The 24,321-nt window shown below is 44.9% G+C and carries 22 protein-coding genes; 12 read left to right on the forward strand and 10 right to left on the reverse strand.

Going from position 1 to position 24,321, the window contains the following annotated elements; translation table 11 throughout:
* Nucleotides 1-33: 33 nt before the first annotated feature.
* Entirely contained in the window at nt 34-2,082 is a 2,049-nt protein-coding gene (locus ABD744_RS14265; RefSeq protein ID WP_344799194.1) for a dehydrogenase, read from the reverse strand.
* A gap of 221 nt (nt 2,083-2,303) precedes the next feature.
* Between ABD744_RS14265 and sigZ the strand changes: the two genes are divergently transcribed.
* The 7 genes from sigZ (at nt 2,304) to ABD744_RS14300 (ending at nt 7,376) form a co-directional block, all read left to right on the forward strand.
* Nucleotides 2,304-2,861 (forward strand): RNA polymerase sigma factor SigZ, encoded by a 558-nt coding sequence (gene sigZ, locus ABD744_RS14270; RefSeq protein WP_344799195.1) that lies wholly within the window; start codon nt 2,304-2,306, stop codon nt 2,859-2,861.
* 77 nt (nt 2,862-2,938) lie between these two features.
* Nucleotides 2,939-3,685 carry a glutathione S-transferase family protein gene (locus ABD744_RS14275; RefSeq protein WP_344799196.1) on the forward strand — a complete coding sequence of 249 codons (747 nt, stop codon included), beginning with the start codon at nt 2,939-2,941 and terminating at the stop codon, nt 3,683-3,685.
* Nucleotides 3,686-3,792: 107 nt separating this feature from the next.
* On the forward strand, nt 3,793-4,413 hold the full coding sequence (locus ABD744_RS14280) for an LOG family protein (protein WP_344799197.1): 621 nt from the start codon (nt 3,793-3,795) through the stop codon (nt 4,411-4,413).
* 31 nt (nt 4,414-4,444) lie between these two features.
* Nucleotides 4,445-5,377: a DUF4124 domain-containing protein gene (locus ABD744_RS14285; protein WP_344799198.1), complete on the forward strand. Its 933-nt coding sequence runs from the start codon at nt 4,445-4,447 to the stop codon at nt 5,375-5,377.
* A gap of 70 nt (nt 5,378-5,447) precedes the next feature.
* Nucleotides 5,448-6,278 (forward strand): AraC family transcriptional regulator, encoded by an 831-nt coding sequence (locus ABD744_RS14290; RefSeq protein ID WP_344799199.1) that lies wholly within the window; start codon nt 5,448-5,450, stop codon nt 6,276-6,278.
* A 65-nt stretch (nt 6,279-6,343) separates the two neighbouring features.
* A complete protein-coding gene (locus tag ABD744_RS14295; RefSeq protein WP_344799200.1) occupies nt 6,344-6,973 on the forward strand; it encodes a LysE family translocator in 630 nt (209 codons plus the stop codon).
* 58 nt (nt 6,974-7,031) lie between these two features.
* The gene (locus ABD744_RS14300) at nt 7,032-7,376 is read left to right on the forward strand and encodes a nuclear transport factor 2 family protein (RefSeq protein WP_344799201.1); all 345 of its coding nucleotides are present in this window, start codon (nt 7,032-7,034) and stop codon (nt 7,374-7,376) included.
* Here the strand turns inward: ABD744_RS14300 and ABD744_RS14305 are convergent, their stop codons facing one another.
* From ABD744_RS14305 to ABD744_RS14330, 6 genes are all read right to left on the reverse strand, one after another.
* A complete protein-coding gene (locus ABD744_RS14305; protein WP_344799202.1) occupies nt 7,377-7,886 on the reverse strand; it encodes a GNAT family N-acetyltransferase in 510 nt (169 codons plus the stop codon).
* Between the two features lie 48 nt (nt 7,887-7,934).
* Nucleotides 7,935-9,389, reverse strand: coding sequence for a TIGR01777 family oxidoreductase (locus tag ABD744_RS14310; protein ID WP_344799203.1), 1,455 nt, complete (start codon nt 9,387-9,389; stop codon nt 7,935-7,937).
* A gap of 20 nt (nt 9,390-9,409) precedes the next feature.
* Nucleotides 9,410-9,871, reverse strand: coding sequence for a hypothetical protein (locus tag ABD744_RS14315; protein WP_344799204.1), 462 nt, complete (start codon nt 9,869-9,871; stop codon nt 9,410-9,412).
* A gap of 92 nt (nt 9,872-9,963) precedes the next feature.
* Complete coding sequence (locus ABD744_RS14320) at nt 9,964-10,695, reverse strand: substrate-binding periplasmic protein (RefSeq protein WP_344799205.1); 732 nt, start codon at nt 10,693-10,695, stop codon at nt 9,964-9,966.
* Between the two features lie 202 nt (nt 10,696-10,897).
* Entirely contained in the window at nt 10,898-11,650 is a 753-nt protein-coding gene (locus ABD744_RS14325) for a substrate-binding periplasmic protein (protein WP_344799206.1), read from the reverse strand.
* 312 nt (nt 11,651-11,962) lie between these two features.
* Nucleotides 11,963-14,533: an EAL domain-containing protein gene (locus tag ABD744_RS14330; protein WP_344799207.1), complete on the reverse strand. Its 2,571-nt coding sequence runs from the start codon at nt 14,531-14,533 to the stop codon at nt 11,963-11,965.
* A 208-nt stretch (nt 14,534-14,741) separates the two neighbouring features.
* Between ABD744_RS14330 and ABD744_RS14335 the strand changes: the two genes are divergently transcribed.
* A complete protein-coding gene (locus ABD744_RS14335) occupies nt 14,742-15,494 on the forward strand; it encodes a substrate-binding periplasmic protein (protein WP_344799208.1) in 753 nt (250 codons plus the stop codon).
* Between the two features lie 75 nt (nt 15,495-15,569).
* Entirely contained in the window at nt 15,570-16,331 is a 762-nt protein-coding gene (locus tag ABD744_RS14340) for a substrate-binding periplasmic protein (protein WP_344799209.1), read from the forward strand.
* 41 nt (nt 16,332-16,372) lie between these two features.
* On the opposite strand, the gene ABD744_RS14345 is transcribed toward ABD744_RS14340, so the two are convergent.
* The 3 genes from ABD744_RS14345 to ABD744_RS14355 form a co-directional block, all read right to left on the reverse strand.
* Nucleotides 16,373-16,549 carry a hypothetical protein gene (locus ABD744_RS14345; protein ID WP_344799210.1) on the reverse strand — a complete coding sequence of 59 codons (177 nt, stop codon included), beginning with the start codon at nt 16,547-16,549 and terminating at the stop codon, nt 16,373-16,375.
* Nucleotides 16,550-16,704: 155 nt separating this feature from the next.
* The gene (locus tag ABD744_RS14350; RefSeq protein WP_344799211.1) at nt 16,705-17,577 is read right to left on the reverse strand and encodes a substrate-binding periplasmic protein; all 873 of its coding nucleotides are present in this window, start codon (nt 17,575-17,577) and stop codon (nt 16,705-16,707) included.
* 128 nt (nt 17,578-17,705) lie between these two features.
* Entirely contained in the window at nt 17,706-18,428 is a 723-nt protein-coding gene (locus ABD744_RS14355) for a glutathione S-transferase family protein (protein WP_344799213.1), read from the reverse strand.
* Nucleotides 18,429-18,648: 220 nt separating this feature from the next.
* On the opposite strand from ABD744_RS14355, the gene ABD744_RS14360 reads away from it, so the two are divergent.
* The 3 genes from ABD744_RS14360 (at nt 18,649) to ABD744_RS14370 (ending at nt 24,312) form a co-directional block, all read left to right on the forward strand.
* Complete coding sequence (locus tag ABD744_RS14360) at nt 18,649-19,524, forward strand: LysR family transcriptional regulator (protein WP_344799214.1); 876 nt, start codon at nt 18,649-18,651, stop codon at nt 19,522-19,524.
* A 192-nt stretch (nt 19,525-19,716) separates the two neighbouring features.
* Nucleotides 19,717-20,517 (forward strand): substrate-binding periplasmic protein, encoded by an 801-nt coding sequence (locus tag ABD744_RS14365; protein ID WP_344799216.1) that lies wholly within the window; start codon nt 19,717-19,719, stop codon nt 20,515-20,517.
* A gap of 390 nt (nt 20,518-20,907) precedes the next feature.
* The gene (locus tag ABD744_RS14370) at nt 20,908-24,312 is read left to right on the forward strand and encodes an EAL domain-containing protein (protein ID WP_344799217.1); all 3,405 of its coding nucleotides are present in this window, start codon (nt 20,908-20,910) and stop codon (nt 24,310-24,312) included.
* The last annotated feature ends 9 nt before the right edge of the window (nt 24,313-24,321 follow it).

Raw genomic sequence — 24,321 nt, forward strand, 5'->3', positions numbered from 1 at the left:
TTTTACCTGAAGCCTCTTTTTGAGGCTTCGGCGTTACTCAGACTTCCACGTCTTACGGGCTTCCAGTGCCAGCTCTCTTACACGAGCGATGTCTTCGTCGGTATAAGCGCCGTTCACACCAGAAATGGCGGCCAGTTTCATGCCGTGTTTTAAGCCCAGTTTGTAGATTTCTTTCACTTTTTCCCATTCAGTATTACGACCGATGGTGAATACTTCGAAGCGACCTTCCAGTGCCAGTACGATGGTTTCGGCCATGCAGGCAAATACGACGTTGTCTGGCAGTTGAATGCTGCGCATGTCCAGTTTACCTGGCACTTCAATTTCGCCGGACTCAATGACCAATACATCAGGACGTTTGGCCACTTCTTCCGGTGGTAAATCCAGTGGTCGGGCAACGTCGGTGATCACACAGCCGGGCTTCACTTTGGTGATGTCCAGAATCTTCTTGCCCGCGCCGGATGTGGAAGTCACTACGACATCCATGTCACCCAAATGTGCGTCCGGGTCTGTGGTGCAGGTGATTTTGGCGTCCGGAGTGTCTTCCAGCATCGACTTCTTGAGTTTTTCAAGGGTCTTGATATTACGGCCCGCGATGTAAACCTCGTCAAAAGCCATGGCCAGTAATCGCGCGGACACTGAGCCAATGGAACCGGTGGCACCAATGACCATGGATTTCGCCGGAATGCGCTTGCCATCTTCGGTTTCAACCAGCTTCAGACGTTTCATCGCATCAGCTGCTGCCCATAACGCGCCGGACGCGCTGTAGCTGTTACCGGTCGTGATCGGGATTTCCGCTCGACGGGCAACGGTAATACCGGCATCCCCCACTACTTTGGTGAACGCGCCTAAACCGAGAATCTGGGCACCTAATTTTTCAGCCATTTTGGCCGCAGCCAACAGACGTTTGTAGGTGAATTCAGGACTGTGCGACAGCATTTCTTTTGGTGTTCCGCCTACGGTGATCAGCCAGCCTTCGGCCTCAGCGCCGCATGGCGATTTAATGCCTTTCACTTCGGAATAAACCAAGGGTGGTACGTGCGCCATGGCTTTCTCGACGGCATTCATCAATGGTGTGTGAGCGAAACGCTTAGGAATCGGGGTAACATTTCGAATGTATTCTTGTGACAGAGGGTGAATCACAAACGCAAAGCGACGAATGTTTTTAAACTCACCGGTTGGGTGCAGCATTCTTGGTTTAATGTCGAGCTCTTTGATGATGTCATCGATGTCGGCCACTGACAGATCATTCGCAGAAGACATTTCCATGGAACCAAGAATCATCGCTTCAATGACGTTAATACCGACGACCGGCTCAAACATGTCCGGGGTGACATCAATCACCAGGTTTACTTTCGCTTCTTTAAAATATTCTAAATCGGTATTGGTGACGGACGATGCAATAATGGTTTTGTCGACCAGGCTGTCTTTTCCTGCGTATTTACGAATTTCTGAACAGGTGCCAACAACCACATGCGAGTCTTTCATCGCACGCTTGATCAAATGGTTTTTAACCTGTGGCAGAGAAGGCACATTACTTTGTTCTGCATCGAACGGAGACAAGCGGTTGATGTTATAGCGGCCCCGGGCATACAAATCCAGCGCTGAAACAGACTTCAGCATTTTTGGAATACCAGCCTGAATGATCGGGTCTGCAAACTTCAGGTTTGGCGTGTATTCAGCCATCAGAGTCGCCATTTCATAGTTGGCCATCCCTGATAAAAACAGAACCTTGTTGTTATTGAAATAATTACCCAGCTCTTTTTGAGCGTAACGAATGGCAGAACACTGTAGAATGTGTCGCAACTTGGCGCCGGTAGTCACGGGTACGCGGGTAACAACGCGAGTCAGTTTTTTTGTACCGGCGTTTTCAAATTTGTATTCACCTACGCTGTAATCATCGGGAACCATACCAACGCACATAACGTCGCACTTGCTTTGTAATCTTTGAAGCTGCTCCCAGGCTTCGGTTTCGTTACCGTCTGTGCCTATGCGTTTGATGATGAATTCTTCATCGAGAAAGTGGGTGGTGAATTCGTAATCTTGGTCAGAAGAGCCGAGGCTGACATTGATGATTTTTTTCATTGAATGATCCGTCACTTATTTTTGGTTTTTCATAATTATTTATAAAATACTATAAGTCATACCTCAAAGTTTCAGTCTATGTCCACAAAATAAATCAACTTAGTATGAAACAGAGGGGTTTGGGGCGGAAAATAAGGTCTGTATGTAATGCATTGAACTATTTGATAACTCCGTCTACACATGAGGTTACGTTCCTTGCCATGGGTTGTTGGGTGTTCTCTATGAACTTAGAAGTTGTTTGGTCCGAATATCGCGAGAGTCTTAAACGCTTTCTGCTCTCTAAAGTGTCTGATCCGGATGAAGTTGAGGATTTACTTCAAGAGGTATTGATTAAAACGCATAAAAATTTAAAAACGATTAAATCTGAAGCCAGTATCAAGTCCTGGCTATTCCAAACGGCGAACAATGCCATCATTGACTTTTATCGTAAAAATGCCAGATCACGAAACATTCAGACGGAAGATCTTTGGTATGACGATTTTGATGATGACGTTAAGGCTTCATTGGCCTCCTGTATTTTACCCTTTATAAACAGGTTACCTGATAAGGAAGCGCAATTGTTGCTGGCCGTTGAGGTCAATGGTCAACCTCAAAAAGAATACGCTCAATCTCAAGGTATGAGTTATTCGACTCTTAAATCCCGGGTACAGAAAAGCAGAAAGAATCTGAGGTCCCTGTTCGATGAGTGTTGCCACTTTTCTATCGATGCGTCCGGTAATATTTTTGATTTTAATCCAAAGGATGGCCATCCAAGAGATAGCAAATGCAACAAATGTTGACAATTATTCAAATAAATTTCGTCTTTTTTATGGATGCTTCGTCTTACGGGTACATTTACCAAAGATGAGACAGCATTATGATTAAGATTGTTAGCTATAAAATTTGTCCTTTTGTTCAGCGTGTAACCGCGTTATTAGAAGCTAAGAATATTCCATATGAAATTGAATTTATCAGCCTTAGCAATAAACCTCGGTGGTTTTTGGATATAGCGCCAAATGGTCAGGTTCCGGTATTAATAACCGAGTCGGGGACAGCGTTATTCGAATCGGATGCCATTGTTGAATATATCGATGAGGTTACAAACCCTCTTGAGGCAGATGTATCTGCAGAGCAAAGAGCCATTGACCGGGCGTGGAGTTATCAGGCGGCCAAACACTATCTTGTTCAATGCAGTGCTATGCGCAGTATTTCTGAAGAAACGTTGCAAGAACGGGCAGAAAATTTAGGTAAAGCTTTTGCGAAGGCAGAGAGATATTTAACTCGCTTTGCTGGGGGCAGTGATAAAACGGAATCGGGTTCTTATTTTAAAGGGGCCTCCTTAAGCAATGTGGATATAGCCTGGTTACCTTTGTTGCATCGAGCCGCCATTATTGAGCAATATACTCGTTATGATTTCTTAGCGAATTATCCTAATGTTAAGAACTGGCAAAAAGCCTTGCTTGGAACAGGGTTAGCTGAGAAATCTGTATCTGAGGATTTTGAACAAGTGTTTACAGAGTTTTATTTGTCAGAAAAGACATACTTAGGAAATGATAAAAAGTACTCATGTACCACAGTAGGACAAAGTTCTGTTGAATCTTGTAGCACAGAAAGCTGCTGTTAAATTTCATCGGCGCTCCATTCGACGATTTTAATATTAGGAAGAACGATTATTTGGCACAAGAATGGTTTGGGCGATTAATTGTTCTTTTATCTTCATTTATGAATCACATGACACAAGCCAAGGAAGGAGTATATGATCGTTTAAACTCTTATCGAGATTGGCCGTATATGAAAGTCGCTGTTTTTTGTGGTTCGAGTGCAGGTCATGATGCGGTTTACGCATCTGAAACCAAACGGTTAGGGCACTTTTTGGGTGAAAATAATATTGATCTTGTCTATGGGGGCGGGAAGACCGGCTTAATGGGGGTTGTCTCTGATGCGGTGTTGGAAGCGGGTGGTCGCGCGTTTGGCGTCATGCCTAAATATCTGGTCGATAAAGAAATAGCGCACCCTGGTTTAACCGAGTTATCTGTGGTTGAGGACATGCACGAACGTAAAGCCAAAATGGCCGAGTTGGCCGATGCGTTCGTGGCATTGCCGGGGGGCGCAGGTACGCTGGAAGAGATTTTTGAAGCCTGGACCTGGGCTCAGTTGGGTCATCATCAAAAGCCGTGTGCGTTTTATAATACACAGGGTTTTTATGATCCCTTGTTTGAAATGATCACCACCATGAATGAGGCGGGTTTCCTTAAAGATGTGTTTGCCAATATGATCATCAAAACCACCGAGCCTGACGATTTGATCGCCCAGTTCAAGGTCTATCAGGCGCCTCCGCAAAAATGGGGGTAGTTGGTGCATCGGAATTCAGATTTAAGTCATCATGATTGATCGTATATGTTGGATGAGAGTGTTGTTATTGGTCGCTGGGCTTTGGGGCTCATTCAGTGCTGTGGCAGAGATTTATCGCTGGACCGATGCGCAGGGAAAGGTTCATTTCAGCGATAAAAAAAACGATCAGCTGAATCAGTCACAGGTTAAGATCAAGGCACATAAATCCAACTGGAAAAAGATTGATATTAAGATCGAAGACGTTGATCGAGTGTTAACGCCGCAAGAAATTGCTCGCATTCAAGGGGACGTAAATAACGTATACCGCTTTTACGATGAGGTATTTTTTTTCGATTTTTATAAAACGGTTCCGGTTAATATTCGACTGGAGAGCAGTAAAAGTAATTATGATGCGTATCTGCAACGAACACTGAACAAGCAGATTCCCTCCCGAGGTATTTACATTCAAAGTAAACATCAGATTGCTTTGTATCTTCGGAAAGAGGATCGTAATGGCACATTAGAAACCATCAAACATGAAACCAGTCACGCCATTGTTCACTCCATCGCCGCTAATACCCCAGCCTGGTTAAATGAAGGCATGGCCGAGCAAATGGAGAAAATTGAAGTTAATGATCAAGGCCTGTACATCGTCCGGGGAAAAGAAAATCAGTATCAAGTGGCCCGGTCTCAACAGATTCTGGGGCTGAGAGAATTTTTGGATCTGAACAGTTCCGAGTGGCGAAAAACCAGTGCGGAATCCAACTATGTGTTTCAGGCGCAAGCCGGTGAGTTGGTTTTTTTCTTGTTGGCTTCCCAAGTGGACCGAACCTTTATTTCCCGAATATTGCACGAATATAAGCGAGGTAACCGAAAACGAAGTTTGTACTTGGTGGAAGATAACTTTGTTGGCGGTATGGTGTCGATGGAAATTAAATGGCAGCGATGGTTGGACAGTGGCGGAGTAAGTAAGATTCAGTTTTGATTGCAATATAATCCATCGGAATTTCAATAAACATAACCTGAGCTCAGGCAAAGGTCATATAGGTAAGAAAATGCAGCGGGTGAAAAGCATTGATCAACGGTTTATTCGGTTGGATGAATTCCCCCATGTTGAGTTAAGAAGCACGTATTCAAGTTTACACAGTTATAAAGCGCACAGTCATATCTCGCTATCCATTGGTGCGATACAAACCGGAGGCACGTGCTTAACATGCGGTGGTGAGCAGTTTCATCTTCAGCAAGGCGATTTGGTTATTATTGAACCGGAGTTGGTACATGCCTGTAATCCCTTAGGGCAGCAAGCACGCAGCTATCACATGTTGTATGTGGATTTGAATTGGTGTCAGGCTGTTTTGGGCGGGTTGTATGATCAACCGGTAACTGCTGTTCGATGTGATCAGAGAGTGATTCGTAACCCTGAGTTATTTGATCGGTATCTAACGTTGGTGTCGCTTTTTGAGCGTCCTTCAGATCTGCAGTCTGTGGCTTTAGATCAGTTTCTTTTTTCGGTACTTAGCGCGTATTGCTCCCCTTTCGAGAGCGTTTCTGAAGAGAGTAAAATCAGTGGTCAACTAAAGCGAATCTTATTAGATCGGTTGGCTGAACCTCCATTGTTGGATGAGCTGGCGTTACAGTTTGGTGTTGCTAAAGAAACGCTGATCCGACACTTCTCGAAACATTATGGCATCACGCCGAAAGCTTTTGTCCAAAACGCCAGAATAGAAGAATCCAAGTTGATGCTCAGGTCTGGAATGCGCATTGTGGATGTTGCCCTGTCGTTAGGTTTTTCCGACCAGAGCCAGTTTCATAAAGCGTTTGTAAACTTTACTTCATCCACCCCGCAGCAATACCAAAAGTCGGGATCAATTTTTGACAATAAGTAGCCAACTTACCAGGTTAAGGTGAAGCCTCTTTTTAATTGATACCCAATTTGAGGCGGTTGTTCAGCATGTTTGACATTATACCTTCTACTTTTGCTGCGCTGGCATTGGCGCATTTTCTTGCTTTGGTGAGTCCGGGACAGGATTTTTTCTTAATAAGCGGTCATGCTATTCGGCACGGCTTTATTGGTAGTCGGTTTATTTGTGTTGGAGTGGCCTTGGGCAATGGTGTTTATATTCTGGTGGCTGCTTTAGGGTGGAACAGCATCCGAACTATGCCACAGGTGTTTACTGTGGTGGAGGTGCTCGGAGCCGGATATTTACTATGGGTGGGCTGGCATTTACTGAAAAGTAAAGCGCTGTCCTCCTTCGAAATGGATAAAAACCCAGTTCTCCCCAGTGCGATAAAACAATTGTTACTAGGACTTAATTCTGCGTTACTTAATCCTAAAAATGCTTTGTTCTACATGAGTTTGATGACGGTTTTACTGGGCAGTGAAGTGACCGTTTCTCAGCAAGTATTTTGCAGTGTTTGGATGTTTTTGATCGTGTTGGTTTGGGATTTAGTATTGGCCTTGTGTGTTGGCATGAAGCACGTTCGACACAGTTTCCATACCAAGATACATTACTTCGAACGAATGTCTGGCTTGGTGCTGATTTCTTTTGGATTGGGTTTGTTCGCGAACATACGGCTATGATGAAAGACAGAAGCGACTTATCCGCTAAGACTATAATCGGGATGAATACGGGTTTGTTATGAAATTCTTAATGTTGTTTTGCTTACTTCCTTTGTCGGCTCTGGCTATGGAGCTTGAAACTCCCGGCTATGTGATAGCAATAGAATCACAATGCCAGGAAGGGGATGTTGCCTGTCAGCACTACACCTATAAAGGCAAGAGTAAAAAATCGGGTAACACCATCGAGCTAAAAGGGGCTTCATGGCATACCCTGTGTGCCGATGGTGTCACCCCTTGCCGCTTCTTGGGTTATCAATTCAAAAATGGCGATGTGACTTATTATGTCCATGACGACGGGTTACTTGAGGTCGTGCAAGGCGGTGACAAGGTATTGGTTCGTCAGCAAGGTGAGTGGCGGTATTGATCACTCTGGGTAGACATAAAAGCGGGTGTCTACGGTCATGACCGGAAAAGAACTCGGCAGCTCGGACTTTGAAATGCTTTTAAACCCATTTTTTTCGTAAAAACGGTGCGCGGCCAGAAATTTTGCGGTCGTGCCTAAGAATACTTGAGAAATCCCTTTTTCTTTTTGCCACTTGAGAGCCGTCTCAAGAAGCTGGGATGCAGTGCCGTAAGATGCTCCCCTGAATGCTTTGGCGACAAACATTTTGCGCAATGCGGCTTGTTGATTGCCAATATCGAGTAACGAGACGGTTCCTACGATCTGCTCGGAATCTTTTAGAGCGTTGAAAACCACGGCCGTCCAGAAGTTTCCGTTGCCGATTTGATAAAAATTCGGAATGTCCTGCAAATCGGGTTGCTGTTCTGCCGTAATTTCAATGGCAAATTCGCTGGTTTGTATGTCTAAAATCAATGCCAATACTTGTTCTTTATCCTTGGGCTGATAAGGCCGGATGATGATAACGTCTTCCATGAAAGTGGTCCTTTGAGGATGAAAAACTCTTCTCCATACCAGCTCGGATTAATGATTGGTCGGAGCATTAATCAGATGGTCTAGCGTATGGTGGAGATCCGGGTAATTGAATTCGAATTCCAGTTGTTTGATGCGCTCGGGGATGACTCGCTGACCGGTCAGCAATATCTCCTGTGCCATTTCCCCGACCAGTAATTTCAGTATTTTGGCTGGAATGGCAACGCTGATCCAGGTCGGTAAAAAACGGCTTAAGATGCACATAAACTCTGTGTTGGTTACTGGCGTAGGGGCCGTTCCGTTATACGGTCCTCGGGCACTCGGAGATACCATCAGGTGAAGCATCATAGCGATCAGATCATCCCTGTGAATCCAGGACATCCACTGTTTGCCGTCTCCGATTTGCGCGGCAAGCCCAAAATCAAAGGATTGTCGCAGTTGCGTCAGCGGGCCGCCATCCTGGCCTAACACGATTCCGATGCGCAGCAAACACACACGGATGCCTGTTTGGCTTTCAATCTTCAGCGCTTCGTGTTCCCAGCTGGTACAGAGGTGATTGGAAAAGCATGGCGTGCAAGCGGATTCTTCAGCCAGTTCTTCATCGCCGTGAGGGCCGTAATACCCTATGGCTGATCCGTTGATCAGTAATTCGGGTTTCTGTTGTAAACGGTTAATCAGTCTGTGAATGTTGACTGTGGTGGTAATTCGGCTTTTCACAAACTTTTTCTTAATGCGTTTAGTCCATCGGTGTTCCGCCAACGGTTCACCGGCAAGGTTGATAATAATGTGGATACGCGAGGTGGCAGGCAGTTGCTCCAAATCGTTTACATAAGTGATGACGCCATGGAGGTTGTGCGCGGCTTTTGGCGCATTTCGGGTCAGTATCATCACGTTATGTCCCAAAGCCAATAATACGGTGACCAGCCTTTTGCCAATGAAGCCGCTGCCACCGGTGATCAGAACATTCTTCGTCGTGCCTCGGTACTTTTCAAACACCTGAAAGGAGTAGTCCCTCGGCTTTGAAACTTTGGTTTTTTGTCCGTTTTTGAGTGCGGATATTAATGCAATCAATGCGCATAAAGTAATGACCCAGCTCTGCCAGCCATAGTAGGTAAACTGAATGTAAGTGGGTTGTTCCAGCCATTGGTATAATACGGCCGTCAGAAATACTGAGATGACTCCGAAGTTCATGATAAACAATAAGTGCGGAATCAGTTTGGTTGGGCTCAGGTATCGGGTGTTTTCTTCAGTCAGTAAGCACTTAACGACAATCACTAATTCAACCAGTAATCCAATGGCCAGAGCGCAGGCAAACATTCCAAAGAACTCAAACCAGCCAAACATGATAAATAAGAGGGCGTAGCCCAGATTTCTGGCTGCCCGGATACGATATTCAGCGGGTTTGGTTTGTTCGCCAAACGGGGGCTCTTTTAACTCAGGTTGACTCAGGGTGATGAAGGCCGAAATCAGGGTTTGGATCATCAAAAAAGTTAAAACGTAAGTCATTGTGGTCCTCAGGAAACAAGTTATTTGCGTGTCGGATGCGCTTCGGCTGATGTCGTTTCATCGGACTCTTTTGATGTCGGTTTCAATAGTAATAACGGCGGTAAAATTGCGATGGCCGCCAAGGTATTGATGATCAAATGCCCATAGATACCTTTCATTAAAGACAATCCACAATCAATCACAAACCAAATTAATAGTGCGGCAATCATTAGTTGTTTGATGGCCGGTGTGCCGAACGTTCGATATTGGTAAACCGCCAGGCAAAATAAAAGTCCCCAGCTTGCAACGGTTGGTCCGAACAGTTGGACAAGAGAGCGGATTAAACTCTCACTTGCTGGCGTCGGCGTTAACGCGAACGCATGAAATAAATGTTGGAAATAGGGCGAAACCCACTCGCTGTGGGCGACCAGCACCACGACGATTCCTAATATTGTGTGGCTGATCCCAACCAGCATCAACCAGTTAAATAACAAGGCCTGCATGTTTGTGTCCCTACCTTAATAAATCTTTGAGTATAGGTTTTAATCTGACACAGAGACTTCTCTTTGGTAAAGGCCTTACTGAATGTATTTCGTCACTGAATGTATTTGGTCACAATTTTGTCGTATTGTCCGCTGGATTTGATCATTTTTAAGCCTTCATTAAAGTCGTCCCGGATATTTTGGCTGAGGAAGGCCATTTTGTATTGGCTGGGCGGGAATATTTCATGAACGGTGTATGGCTGGCTGGTATCAACGCTTTTTTCTTCACGTCTAAAGTACTTAAAAATATTAATGTCCATGACAACGGTTTCGACCCGCTTGGAAAACAACATGGTAATTTGTTTACTTTGCTTGGCGTATTCACGGTAACGTTTATTGGATTTGGCCATGGTTAAAAACGTTTCCCCTAGGTATTTGGTTGCGTCCTGAAAGGCAATGATGGAATGCGCTTTCAGATCAGTAATGTGATCAATTTTAAAGTTGTTTGCTTGCAATGAGATCGCCACATTCTGATAGGTGACGTGCGTATCGGAATAAAATACTTTGGTGAGCCCCGAACTTTCATTCACGGTCATAGCGGCGTCTACGCGCTTATCAGAAAGCTCAATGGGTACCCGGGCAAACGGTAGGTAGGTTGGGGTGATTTTATAACCTTTAACGGCCAGGGCTTCGCGCACGATGTCTACTTCAATGCCGGTATTGGTGCTCGGTAAAACATAAGGGGGGAGTGCCAGTCCGACCCCTATTTTAAGTGTCTCGGCCACACTGTAGGTTGAGAAAAGCATTAAGCAAAAGGACAGCAGGCGGGAAAACGCGCGAATCATAAAAGAGCCTCCGGTATGAGATCCCTTCATGAATTATAAGGCAGTTCAATCTGCCTGATCAGGTTGTGGTTTGAGTTTAGAAACTATAGGTCAGGGTATTTTGATCGGCAAGTTGAGGCGTGTTAACCGGTGTTGTTGAATAGGTAGGGAGAGACAACCACAACTTCCTGCACGAAGCAGGAAGTTGTGTGGAAAGCAGTGCTTACTGAACGTATTGCTCGGTAATAGCGTCGGCTTCACCATTGCTCTTGATGAGCTTGTATGCGTTTTTCAAAGATTCTAACGTTTTCGGGCTCGTTTCTTTATTCACAGCAAGGTACAACGGGGTGGAGTTAAATACCAAAGCAGGAACCAAGTCTTCGATGTCTTCCGTTTCAGACGCCAGGTACGGCCCGGAAAGCTTATCAGACACCCAAAGGTCAATCTGACCTAAAACCAGCTTGCGCGGGTTCAGTGCATCGTTAGTGATATTGATGACGTTAAAACCACGCTCAATCAGGTAGTCACTTAAAACGTCGCCCTTGTAGCCGCCAATCCGGTATTTCTTGGCGTCTTCCAACTTGTTCAGTTTGATGCTTGAACCGGGCTTGGCGAATAATGTCCACTGAATTTCAGCCAAAGGACCAACCCAGTTAAAGTAAGGTAAGCGTTCTTCTGTTTTGGCCGTGCAGAAAATCCCGTGGTTAGGCTTTTTCATTGCTCGGCTCAAACCTGCAGACCAGTCACGTAATTTCATGGAATAGGAAATTGAGGTGTGGGTTAACATTTGCTTTACAAGGTCAGTACAAAGGCCGGTAATGTCGTCTGGCTTATGCGCAAAAGTCTGACCTGAAATTGACATGTTAAACGGAGGGTAGTTCTCCGTATAAATTCGGAATTTTTCTTGTGCGGCAACTTGCCCGCAGAGTAAAGAAAGACAGAGGGCAAGTAGCCCCGCTCGGTACTTAGATTGCATTTATACACCCCTTTACGTTTGAGCCCTAAATTCCGCGAATATCAAGACCTTCCATCAAACACACTGCTTAATGCATTCGTGGATGGTGAATAACACGTAGAATCATATTGTTATGTGATTGGTCATCTTAGATTGAAGAATAGACTAAGTATTACTAATGTTTCGGTCGAAGATAATAAAATAGTACTATTTCAAGCGGTGCAACATACCTGAAAAGTTCGTTGGAGATTATTGTCTTTTTGTAATTTTGTGATGCAGGTTTTAAAAATGTAATAGTTGATTGAATGGACGGTTAAATTCTTTTGGTTGATATCAGCTGTGGTATTGGCTTAACCAGCTGATCAGTTCTTTTTTAGGCATGGGTTTGCAGAAATAGAATCCTTGCGCAATATCACAGCCGATTTCCGTTAAGTGAGCCAGTGTTTCTTTGTCTTCAATGCCTTCTGCCACCACGTGTAAATTTAATTTATGGGACATTAAAATGGTGGTTTCGACGATAAACTGGTCTTCGTCGTTGTGAAGCAAATCCTGGATGAAGGAGCGGTCTATTTTAACTTCATGGGCTGGCAAGTGTTTCAGGTAAGAGAGGGAAGAATAGCCGGTGCCAAAATCATCTATGGATAACTTGAGTCCTAAGTCTTTCAAACGGTTTAGGGTATGGAGGGTGTTTTCATGATCTTCGATCATGGCGGACTCAACCACTTCCAGCGTGAATTGCTCAGCAGGAAATTGGTGCTTGTTTAACAGACCTGAAATTTTTTCGACAAAGTTGTCTTCTAATAGGTTTCTGACGGAGGCATTGACGGCCACATTTAAGGAATAACCCTGTTGGTTAAACGCTTTACCGTCCTCGAAGGCTTGATCAATGACCCACTGCGTGAGCGGTGTGATGATGCCGGTGCCTTCTGCCACATCAATGAAATGAAAGGGGCCGAGCACACCTTGTTTAGGATGATTCCAGCGAATCAGGGCTTCTACACCCACTACCTTTTGTGTGGCTAACTCTATTTTTGGGTGGTAGTAGAGTTCTAGCTCGTTGTGTTCTATGGCGTGCTTTAATTCACCCATAAGGGTCAGCCGGGCGGAACTGTAGCGATCAATCTGATTGTCATAAATAATGCTTTCTTTTTTGTTCCGTTTTGCGGCCTTGGCGGCCACCATGGCTTTGCGAATTAACCCTTCGGGGGTGTTGTCGTGATCCGGGCAGATGGCCACGCCGATGTGCCCGCTGAGATCCAAACGCATGTCGTTATGCAGCATAGGTTCATGAAGTAAGTTGGTGAGTTGGTGGACGATCTGTTGAATGCTCTGTTCGGTTTGGTGTTTGAAAAACACGCCCAGACAAACGCCGTCCACCTTGGCGATGACTTTGTGGTGGCCTTCGTTATTTTTGAGTGGAATTACGTTGGGCCAATGTTGAATTTCTTCATCGTATTTGAGGATCAGGTTGATTAATACTTCATTGCCTGTGTCGTGACCGAGGGTGTAATTGATGTCGTGAAAGTTATTCAATTGAATACAGACGGCGGAAACGCAATAGTTCATCGGATTGTTGATGTGCAGTTGTTCAAGGTGCTGCAAACAGAAGTTTCGGTTGGGCGCCTGAGTGTAGAGGTCATGCATACTTTGATGAACTAATTTGGATTCTGCCTGGCGTTGGCGTTCAAGGGCAGATAATGCGGTTTCAGTGGCTTGCTGTTTTTCAGCCCGTTCGGTGTTGATTCGGTCGGCCAAGGCCAGCGACAGAATAAGCACTTCGATGGCAACGCCTAATTGGACACTGTAGAAAGTAAAAAAGTTACTGGGGATGAAATCCAGTGAAACCAGCCCGCGTAAAATGGCGCCGACGCAGAGGGTCGTCCAGGCGGCACAGAAAAAATAAGCTCTGCGTTGTCGTTTAAATACGCCGTAAAAGCTGGTGGCAAGAATGGCAAAACTGACCAGAAAGTTAAGCAGTATTGTGAATTTAAGCGCGTCGCTTCGGTTCCAGATTAAGGTGAACAAGACGGCGACAAAAGAGACCAGGGTAAATGCCCTGAGGATGGTATCCAGTTTGGGCGTAAACTGTTTAGTGGCTAAGAAAGAGCGGGTAAATAAACAGCCAAAAGCAAATGATAAGTTCAGAAACAAGGGGATACTGTAATTCGCAAAGCCTGGCGAATTTGGCCAGAGATATTGATAACCAAAGCCGTTGATGGCCAGGTTAGCTACGGTAATGAACCCAATGTAACTGATGTAGTAAAGGTAGCTGATGTCCCGAACCAGGAAATAAACAAAGAGGTTGTAGAAGATCATCACCAGCATGATGCCGTAGTAAATCCCAAAGCCGTAATTCTTGACATCAATTTTTTCCAGAAAAGCACTGTGATCCCAAAGCGTCAAAGGCATTTGCAGGGAGGTTGTGGTTTTTACCCGAAAGTAAACGGCGGTTATGGTGTTGGGCGGCAGTTCAATATCAAACACGAAATTGTGAGTGATGATCGGCCTTTGGTGAAAGGGCAGTTCATCTCCGGTCAGGGTTTTGTGATAGTTGCCCTGGCCATCCGGGCTGTAGACTTCAATTTGGTCGAGGAAGGGGAAGTTCAGTTCCAACAACCAGCGCTTAGTGTGGGGCAGTTGATGATCCAAAACCAATTTAAACCAGTAGGCGCTGCTGACCTGACCAAAATTAGGAATGTCTTCGTTGGCATGAGTGAAGGCATCTGCGGGCGTGGTTAAGATATCTTCTAAGGTCAGGGGGTGTTCGGTTTCTTTCAGGTATTCCAGGTGTTGACCAACCGTGTATTTTTTCTGGTTTTCTGTGACTTGTACCGAAGCAAAGGCATTGCCGCAAGAGAAAATAAAGGTGCATAAAAGTAAGGCTTGGAAAAAACGGTTATTCACTCAGGGACTCACCTTGGTTTTTAGTTTTGTACGCGCCGATGGGGTATGAGGCTGTGTCTGTAATAAAGGTTAGCATCAAATATTTGTTTAGCATGCAGGCTGTTGCGTTAATCCGGTTTTCTTGCAGGGTCGTGTTTAGACTGCTATCACAGTAAGCATTCTTTGTTTTCTTATAAGGTAGCGTAAGTTGCCCTTATGACATGCGCATATGACTCTATTTTTTGACGTACTGCTTCGGTTGTTGATGTGGTTCAGCCTGATGTCCTGTTCAGTGGGGGTATTGGCTCGTGAAGTTAATGTCACTACGGTGGATTGGCCTCCGTATTACGCTGCCACGTTAAAGGATAATGGTCCTTTAGCGTCGATCACCCGTGAGGCTTTTAAGGTACGGGGGCATTCCGTCAGCATCCATTTTGTACCTTGGCAACGGGCGCTTGAAGAAGCCAAAACAGGCCGTTCTGATATGGTGTTGGGCGCTTATTCCACAGAGGAGAGGCAACGTCAGTATTTCTATTCACACAAAATATACGAAGTGAAAGACTGGGTGATTGGCTTGGCTGAAACCGGAATTAATACCTACACTAGCTTAGAGGATCTCAAACCTTATACGTTTGGGGTGACCAGAGGGTACGCTTATTCAACCGAGTTTATGCAAGCCACTTACTTAACCCGGGAAGAGGTTCATTCGGATTTACTGAACTTGCGGAAACTGTTTGCCAAACGCATACATTTTGTTGTGATGAACACAGCGACTTTTAAAGGAACATTGCCTTTAATTCGAGAGAACAACCGCAAGCCTTATGTCTTTTTAGCGCCGCCTTTGAGCGTAAATGGTATTTACAATATCTTTTCACGTAACGTTGAAGATTCTCCAAAGCTTGTAGAGGACTTTAATGCCGGCTTGAAGGTTATTATCGAAAATGGAACCTATGATGCGATTATAAACGCGTCGGGCATTTAAATTTTCGATTTCAGACAACACTGGTAATGATTCACCCTGGCTCACTGGTTTGTGGTGAGTGGTTGGATGCGCATCATGAAACAAATCAAGTGGTTTCTTTGGGGGGTGTTGGGGATATGGCTGCCGTCACTTTTGTTTGCCCGGGAAGTCATGATCAGCACGGTCGATCGTCCGCCTTATATCTCCTCAGCGCTGAATGACTTTGGCCCTTTTGCTGAGATCACCCGAGCTGCATTTCTGGAGACAGGTCACACGGTGCGCATTGAGTTTTTCCCATGGATGCGGGCGTTGGAAGAAGTGAAACTGGGAAGGGTGGACATGATGTTGGCCGCCTATGACACAGCGGCCCGCAGACGCCAGTTCATTTATTCCAATCAGATTTATGAGGCCACAAATTTTGTCATTGGCCTGAAGGAGAATGGTGTAAAGGGTTATGATCAATTATCGGACCTCAGCGAGTTTACCTTTGGGGTTACCCGAGGATACGCCTACTCGAAAGAGTTTATGGCGGCGACGGCGTTAAACCGGCAAGAAGCTCTTTCGCCACTGACAAACCTTCGTAAACTGTTTTCAAAACGTATCCACTTTGTGGTGATGGACTATGCCACTTTCAAAGAAGATCTGAAAAAAATCCCCAAAAAGGAACAGAAGCCTCATATCCTCTTAACCCCGCCGTTGAGCGTAAATGGTTTTTTTAATTTATTTTCTCGTAATATTGAGGATGCCCCCCAGCTGGTGGATGACTTTAATCGTGGGCTAGAGGTGATTAAGAAGAACGGCCAATACAACGCGATTATTAAACGGTTTAATGTCTCGCCCGCTCATTCAGGAGAATGAAGCAGAAAAACGGAGCAGAGTAGTGCTGCTCCGTTGTGTGTTTACAAACGTTTTTCGAGGTTTTCCAGTTTGTGTTCAAATTCTGCCAGCTGAACAGATCGCTGAGAACTTTCCTGCTTGGTTCGAATATCTTCAGCTGCTACCAAAGGGGCTGTGATCAGGCTGCCCGCTGCCATGACAATTCCCGCAATGTAATTACGAACGTTGGTAATTTTCATAATTCGATCCTTCTTTATGTTATCGAGTCGTATAAGGTATGACTGACTACTTGGACAAGAGTTCTGTAAAGCCAGTGTAAAGAATGTGTACTTTTATAGTCGGTACGTGGGCCTTTAATGGGGCAAGAATCCGGAGGATCATGGCTGCTGAGTAGTTATTCTTCGGGGCTTTCGAGGATTTCCGGTGGGGAAATATTGTCTCTTCCTCTGATGTAGTGAAGGGTGTATTTGCTTAGGATGGTTTCCAGTTTTTGATAATAGTCTGGCTCTTTAAGTTGCGCTTCCAGCTCTGGTATGTGCTTAAGAAACCTGGACTTATTTGAAATGGAAATATGAAGATTACCGACTTTAATCGGTGTCGGCAGTACTGTGATTGAGCTGGAGTATCCATACAGGTTTCTTTGAAGGATTCCGATGTGTCGGCCTGTTGCCAGGAAGTCCGCTCGGCCTAAAGTTAAAAACTCAAAGGCTTGCTCTCGGGTGTTGACTCTTGAAGCGTGGGTATGATTTTCAATGAAGGAGTCAAAATCCTGACCCATACTCACCCCTCTGACCATAACGACCTTGAGTCCTTTTAGATCATTCCATGTGGTAAACGGGAACTCTTTCCCCCAGGGGACAAAAACGGAGGTGGTGTTATGGCCCATAGGTGTCTGGATAAAGGTGGAATATGTTTTTCTGTCATCGTTGATAAATGCACAGATATTGACATCCACCGTGCCTTTTTCAACTTTTCTTTGACAGCGCTTCCAAGGGCCCGCGTAAATATTATTTACCTTCAGTCCAATATTTTCAAAAAGCATGGCGGTCACTTCGGCACAGGCACCAAGAATTTTGCCGCCCTGTTTCCAGTTCCAGGGCGGATAATCTGGGTGGCCACAGGCAATGACTGTTTTGCTGTCGAGACTTTCCTCATGCACTTTTGTTATCTGATCTTCTGTTATCTGATCTTCCGTTAACTGAACTTCCGTTGACCAGCAGTTAATCGTCAGTAACAGGGCGGTCACTGAAGGTAGGAATAGTTTCATGGTCGTTCATAGACTCAGCTTCTTATAAATTAAGCATAGGTTAGATTTTTAAGGCGAAAGCTTAATTTTAAGGCGAAAGCTTAATTTTAAGAAAAGCATAAAACGGATTGAACGATGGCTTTCTGGCATCAGTTAAAGGATGCCAACCCCTGTTTTTCTAAAATTAACGTTGCCAGATGACCGTTCTTTCTTCTGACGAATTCTGTCAATCGTTCGGGGTAGTCGGGCGGAACCGCTTTGATGACCGAGTGCCTGATTTGCAATGCGTGATTCCAGGCTTTTAGGTGGGGAGTGTGTTGCAGAAAATTAATCTCAGTGACCCCTTGGAATACATCAAAATATCGAAAGATGGTGCTGTAGACGCCATCGATTAACTGAAATCTGCTGCCGGAAAAATACGGACCATGAGGCGGTTTGCCTTTCTTTTGATGTGTGATTGTTTGCTCCAACTTCATTAACTTGTCTTTTATCATGCTTAATTTTGCATCGAACGTGTTGCTATCTTGCGCTGAATAAAGGCCGCTGATGTCATTCAGAATACCCGTGCCAAACTCTATCCAGGCTCTGTGTGTTGCCTTTGTGAGTGGTTCACTGCTGTGCAGGTCGCCAGGTGTCACTTCATTTAAATATTCGGTGATCACATTGGCTTCAAACAAAATGTGTTCGTCGTTGATGATGAGCAAAGGCACTTTCCCTGAAGGTGAGATGTCATTAAACCAGTCGGGTTTGTTGGCGAGGTCGATATTCACCCGCTCATAGGGTATTCGTTTTTCTTCCAGCGCGATTACGGATCGCTGAACATATGGGCAAAGGTGGTGGCTGATCAGGGTATATTCGGTCTGAGTGTTCATGTCAGTAACTCCTTGAGCATGGTTGCATCAGAGGTACTTTATTGTTTGTATTGATGCATTGAAATCAGTAAAAAATGAAAATCAGGTTTGCATGTTTGCAAGTTGGTTGCGAACAACCATTGGTTGGAGAATTCGGTTGTGTGGAATCCGGGTTCTGGAAATTTGTAAGCAACAGAGTCTGGAATGGGTTTGACGTAAAGAGATGGGGTTGGAAAACGGTATGGACTGGAATGCATTAAGAACGTTTTTGGCCATTGCCCGCAATGGCTCACTGGCGGGGGCTGCACGAGAACTGCAGGTGAATCACTCGACCATTTTTCGGCGACTGAATGCGTTTGAACAACAAATTGGCAACCGGTTGTTTGATCGGCTGAACGATGGCTATCGCCTGACTCAGGCGGGCGAAGATGTATTCGTCAGAGCGGAAGCCATTGCGAATGCGTTTGATGATCTGGAACGGCAGTTGGCCGGACAGGATTTCAAGCCAAGGGGCGTCGTTAGAATCACTGCGCCAGACAACATCGCCTATCGGTTTTTACCGGAGTATTTGGCGGATTTTCAGGCAATGTATCCCGAGATACAGGTTGAATTGATGGTGAGCAATCAGGATTTTAATTTGACTCGGCGGGAAGCCGACATCGCCATCAGGGCAACGCCTGCGCCTCCTGAACAGCTTATCGGGAAAAAAATAGCGGCCTTATCATGGAGTGTTTTTTGTTCGCCAGAATATAAAGCCAGATACGGAGCGCCAAAGGGGTTGGATGAGTTAATCGGTCATCGTTTGATTGGTGCCTCGCATGAAATGAGCTTGCTGCCCGGTTTTCAATGGCTAGAGAAGACGCATGGCGAGTACTTGGTGGCTAAATGCAACGATTTAGTGGCCATGTCTGCGTTGTCAGAAGCCGGTTATGGTTTAGCGTTTTTGCCAAACGACCAAGAGAAGGCTGAATTGCTGAAATTGTTCACGTTCGAACCGGCTCAGAAAAGCCATCTGTGGCTGCTAACACACCCGGATGCGCGGCAGGTTGCACGTATTAAATTATTAGCTGGCCATTTGGTGAATGCATTTCAAACGGATGAAAGGGTTCGGGAGTAGCATTACCGAGCCGAATTGGCTGAAGCGTGCGCGAGGTACTTTACATCTGAAGATAGGCCGTTATTATCATGCCGTTTTTGAGCCAGCCAGATGCCTCGTCTGTTGATTGACGGTATGTCTTGCCGCGCCGAATCGCTTACGCATAAGAATAATAAAATTCGGTCTATAGTTAAAACAGAAAGCCCTGAGAGAATGAGTCGTCCATTGTTAAATAAAGTTGTGAAATTCTTGTTAGCGGGTATTGTCGTTTGTCTTCACTCGGCGCTGGTGAACGCAGATGAGCTGCTGCATGTTCGACCTGCCATTCCGCCCATTGAAATTGTGACGCTTGATTACCCTCCCTACGAATACGAAGAAGACGGTGTGATAAAGGGCATTGCAGTGGATCTTGTGGAGGAGGCGTTTGACCGGCTAAACCAACCCATTAATATTCGCATGGTGCCATGGGCCAGGGCCCTTGCTTTGGTTGAAGAAGGCAAGGCCGACGCCATATTTACTGCGTATAAAACACCTGAACGCGAGTTGTTTTGTGATTACTCAAACGAAGTATTAATTGACCAGACTGTTTCCTTGTTTGTGCGTTCGGATTCCACCATCGAATTCGATGGAAACCTCAGCTTGATGGAGGGTTATACCTTTGGGACGGTTCGGAAAATCAGTTATGGCTCCGTGTTTGATCAAGCCGTTGAACAAGGGATGATTTCACATATTGAAGAAACCCGAAGCGGCGAAAAAAATATGGCGATGTTGATTCTGAATCGGGTTGATATTCTGGTGAGCAATAAATACGGTGCGTACGACATTCTCAACAAATTGGGCCGGGAGGACGACGTCCGAGAGCTTGATCCTGAAGTTCAAACGGTACCTAGTTATTTGGCGTTTTCTAAAAAAAGAGGGTTAGGCCACATTCGGGATCAGTTCGATTTCACATTGAAAGAAATGAAAATGGATGGCACCTACCAAAAGATCATCGACGCCCACTTTGATCATTAGACGTCTTTTTTGAAAAGCCAATGCTGGCGATTAAAACCTTCTGTTGTTTCGACTCTGCTTCTTGTATCCCGCTTCAGGTTAGGGTGTTTAGATCTGAAGTGACATTCGGTTTTCAGTTGATTGTAAGATTTTTCTTAATGTCCTGTAGGAAACTGTTTGGTAGGGTGCGTTGAAATGTCAGTGGCTGCCCATACTTTTTTCTGAGCTCTGTAGTCTCTAAGGTGATATCCGTAGTGTTTGCAGGGGGTTATTGAAAAATGTGCAGCTTATTTATTACGCAGTCGTCGTCTTTTTTTGTTTTTTCACGAATCCCTGTCCTCCTAAGTTAAGACGTAATTTGTACTATACCTAAATTTACTGACTTGAAATTAATTCCGTTTGGACATTTCAATGAATCAAGCTGTATTTTTGGACACGCAAAGTGAGTACTTTGTACTCATCGTTGAAGACGATGAGAAGGACGCTGAATGTATTTCTGGTTGTCTCGATGAGTTGGGACTGAATCTACATTATCAGGTGGTCAGAGATCGATTGCAGTTTCAGCAGGCGCTGAATGAACAACACCTTCATCTCATTATTTCAGATTGCAACCTGCCTGGTTTGCCTCTGGAATATATCATCGATTGCTCGCATGAAGCCTTTGAAGATATTCCGATTATCATCGTTGCCGGGGGGTTAACGGAGGATCGTGCGTCTGAAATATTAAGAACCGGACTTAGGGATTTCATCAGTAAAAATGACCTGTCACGGCTGGCCCCAGCCATTAAACGTGAACTTAAAGAAAGGGAGTTAAGACTGGAACAAAGGTACGCGCAGAGTTTCTTGTTGCGCCAAAGTGCCCTGTTGGACTCGATCATTAACTCACAACGCGATGCCTCTATCATTGTGAATGCCAGGACGGAAATAGAGTTTTGGAATCTGCCCGCCGAAAAGCTATTTCAATATCAAACCATAGAAATCATTGGCCAAAAAATTAACCAGATTTTGTATCGCCCACAAAACCTGAGCAGCCAATTTTCATCATTAAAGAGCTATGTGTTTGATGAGCTGAGATTGTTGTGTCCTGCCACCGTAGAGTTACTGCTTTCCGCGAAAAACAACCGACCATTACCTGCTGAGTTGACCATTCAGCCTTTTGAAGTGGAAGGTGAAACTAAATATAACCTGGTGATTCGCGATATCAGTAAGCTGTTGCAGGACCGCGTAAAAAATAAATTGAAAGCCGAATATGCCATCGCCAATGCTCGGTTATTGGAAAGCCTGGCGGATGCTCAATCCATTCAAACCTTGTGTTTTGATGTTATTTCCCGCTTCTTAGGGTTGAGTAACATTAAGTCTTTGCTGGTTAACCTTTTGATCAGGGAGTCTGAAAACAAGCACCACTTGGTTCAGAAAGGATTTGATGTCGAAGAGGGCATTATTGAAGAACAGCCAATACACTTTATATTTGATGATCAACATGTCTCCGAAAGACCGATGGTTAATCCCGTTCAATTTTCTACGATTCCCCGGTCGACCAGTTATGAATTGAATGAGATAGACGGACCGTGTTTGTGGGTGCCGTTAGTCCCCGTTGGCGGGGATTCGGAGTCTCATGATGTCATGATTGTTTCTCTCGAATTCGGGACAGAGTTTGAGAGTTTTGAACTCAAGTTGATTGCGGAATTGGCTAAAACGGCGGCCAATATTCTAAAGGCATTCATTGATAACCTAAAGCGTATGAAGCTCGAAAGAGCGGTTGAAATGTGCCCAAGTTCGATCGTCATTACCGACCGGGAAGGTTCGATTGAATACGTGAACCAGAAATTGATAGAGAACTCCGGGTATTCTGCAGAAGAAATCATTGGCAGTAAAACCAGTCTGTTCAGTTCAGGCCAGACCAGCAGCGCCGTTTACATTGATTTATGGAACACCATTCAGTCCGGTAAAAGCTGGATCGGGGAAATACAAAATAAAAAGAAAAACGGGGCGCTGTATTGGGAGAAGTTAAATATTTTTCCGGTATCCAATGCTTCCGGCGAAATTATTAATTACGTGGGCATTAAGGAAGACATTACCAACCAAAAAGAAAGTCGCAAAAAACTCGATTATCTCTCCACCCATGATAATGTCACCGGTTTGTCTAATCGGGCGCTCTTTTTAGACCGGTTGGAGCAAGCCATAGAACAACATAAAGCCTCAGAAAGTAAATTTGCTGTGCTTCTTTTGAATGTGAAAAATTTTCGGCAATACAATGAACTGTTCGGGTATTTGATTTGCAATGCGTTATTGAAGCGAATCAGTGAAGTATTGATTACTCAGCTGGATTCGTCCGAAAGCATTTCACGGGCACCAGGGGCGGAATTTTTGATTTTAATACCGAACATTACGTCGCTGGACTCGCTCACGGAACGATACTTACAAATCATTGAGGGCTTTCAGAAGCCGACCATCTTTAATGATAACGAATTGGATATTCAGTTTTGCTCTGGTGCCGCTATTTACCCCGTGCATGGTGATACGTCCGATCAGTTGATTACGCTGGTGGAAGAAACCCGTTATTTATCTAAAGGGTCTAATGAACGAAATAAATTGCATTTTTCAAGCCCGGTGGTTCAGGGGTACTCCATTTCGCGCACGCAATTTAAAGCAAAGATCAAAAAAGCACTTGAGCAGGATGAGTTTGAACTGTTTTATCAACCGCAGGTGGACTCTTCTACAGGGCAGGTGATTGGTTGTGAGGCTCTGATTCGTTGGTTTTCAAAAGATCAGGGGATGATTTCACCGACGGTGTTTATTCCTGTTGCCGAAGAATGCCAGTTGATCGTGGACATCGGCAATTGGGCACTGAATGCTGCCTGTGCTCAGCTCAAGGAATGGCAAGCTTATGTTCCGGCTAAATTTACGGTGGCCATTAACTTATCGACCCGTCATTTGGCTTCGTTGGACTTAGTGAATTATGTGGAGGAGTTAATTAACAAATATGAGATTGATCCGACAATGCTGGAGTTCGAAATTACCGAATCTGCCATCATTGAAAATTTAGAAGGTACGGTTGATGTCCTGAGGCAACTGCAGATTCTCGGGTGCTCGATCAGTGTGGACGACTTTGGTACCGGCTATTCGAATTTAACTTACCTGCGCCAAATTCCTTTGGATCGTTTGAAAATAGACCGGTGTTTCATTAAAGAAATGGCCTACATTCTGGAAGACGCTTCACTGTCGCGAATGATCATTCAGATTTCCCACACCCTGGGGCTGGAAGTGGTAGCGGAAGGCGTGGAAACTGAAGCTCAGTATCATTTGTTGAAAAAGTTTAATTGCGACTTTTTCCAAGGATTTTACTTTTCCAAACCCAAGCCTGCGGCGGAAGTGTTGGAGTTGATAAAGGCGCCAACCTGGAAGCTGAAAGCGGAAGATTCGAAAGACACCTTGTTGATCATTGACGATGAGAAAGCCATTCTTTCTGCGTTAAAACGCATTCTTAAACGTAAGCCTTACAAGGTAATGACGACCACCAATCCGATGGAAGCGCTAGAAATACTGGCGGCAAATGACGTGGGTGTGATCATCAGCGATCAGCGGATGCCTGCGATGGCAGGTACAGAATTGCTGCGGCGGGTGAAAAGCATGCACCCGGACACCGTCCGGATCATGCTCAGTGGGTTCACTGATGTTGAAACCCTGTCCAGAGCCGTTAATGAAGGGTCTATTTATAAATTCATTCATAAGCCCTGGGAAGATCAGGACTTAATTGAAGAGATAGACAATGCCTTCGAAGTGTATGCAGAAAATAAAGCTAAGCATCATAGCTGAAGTGCTTGC

The sequence above is a fragment of the Litoribacillus peritrichatus genome, assembly GCF_039537985.1.
GTDB classification, from domain to species: Bacteria; Pseudomonadota; Gammaproteobacteria; order Pseudomonadales; family Litoribrevibacteraceae; genus Litoribacillus; species Litoribacillus peritrichatus.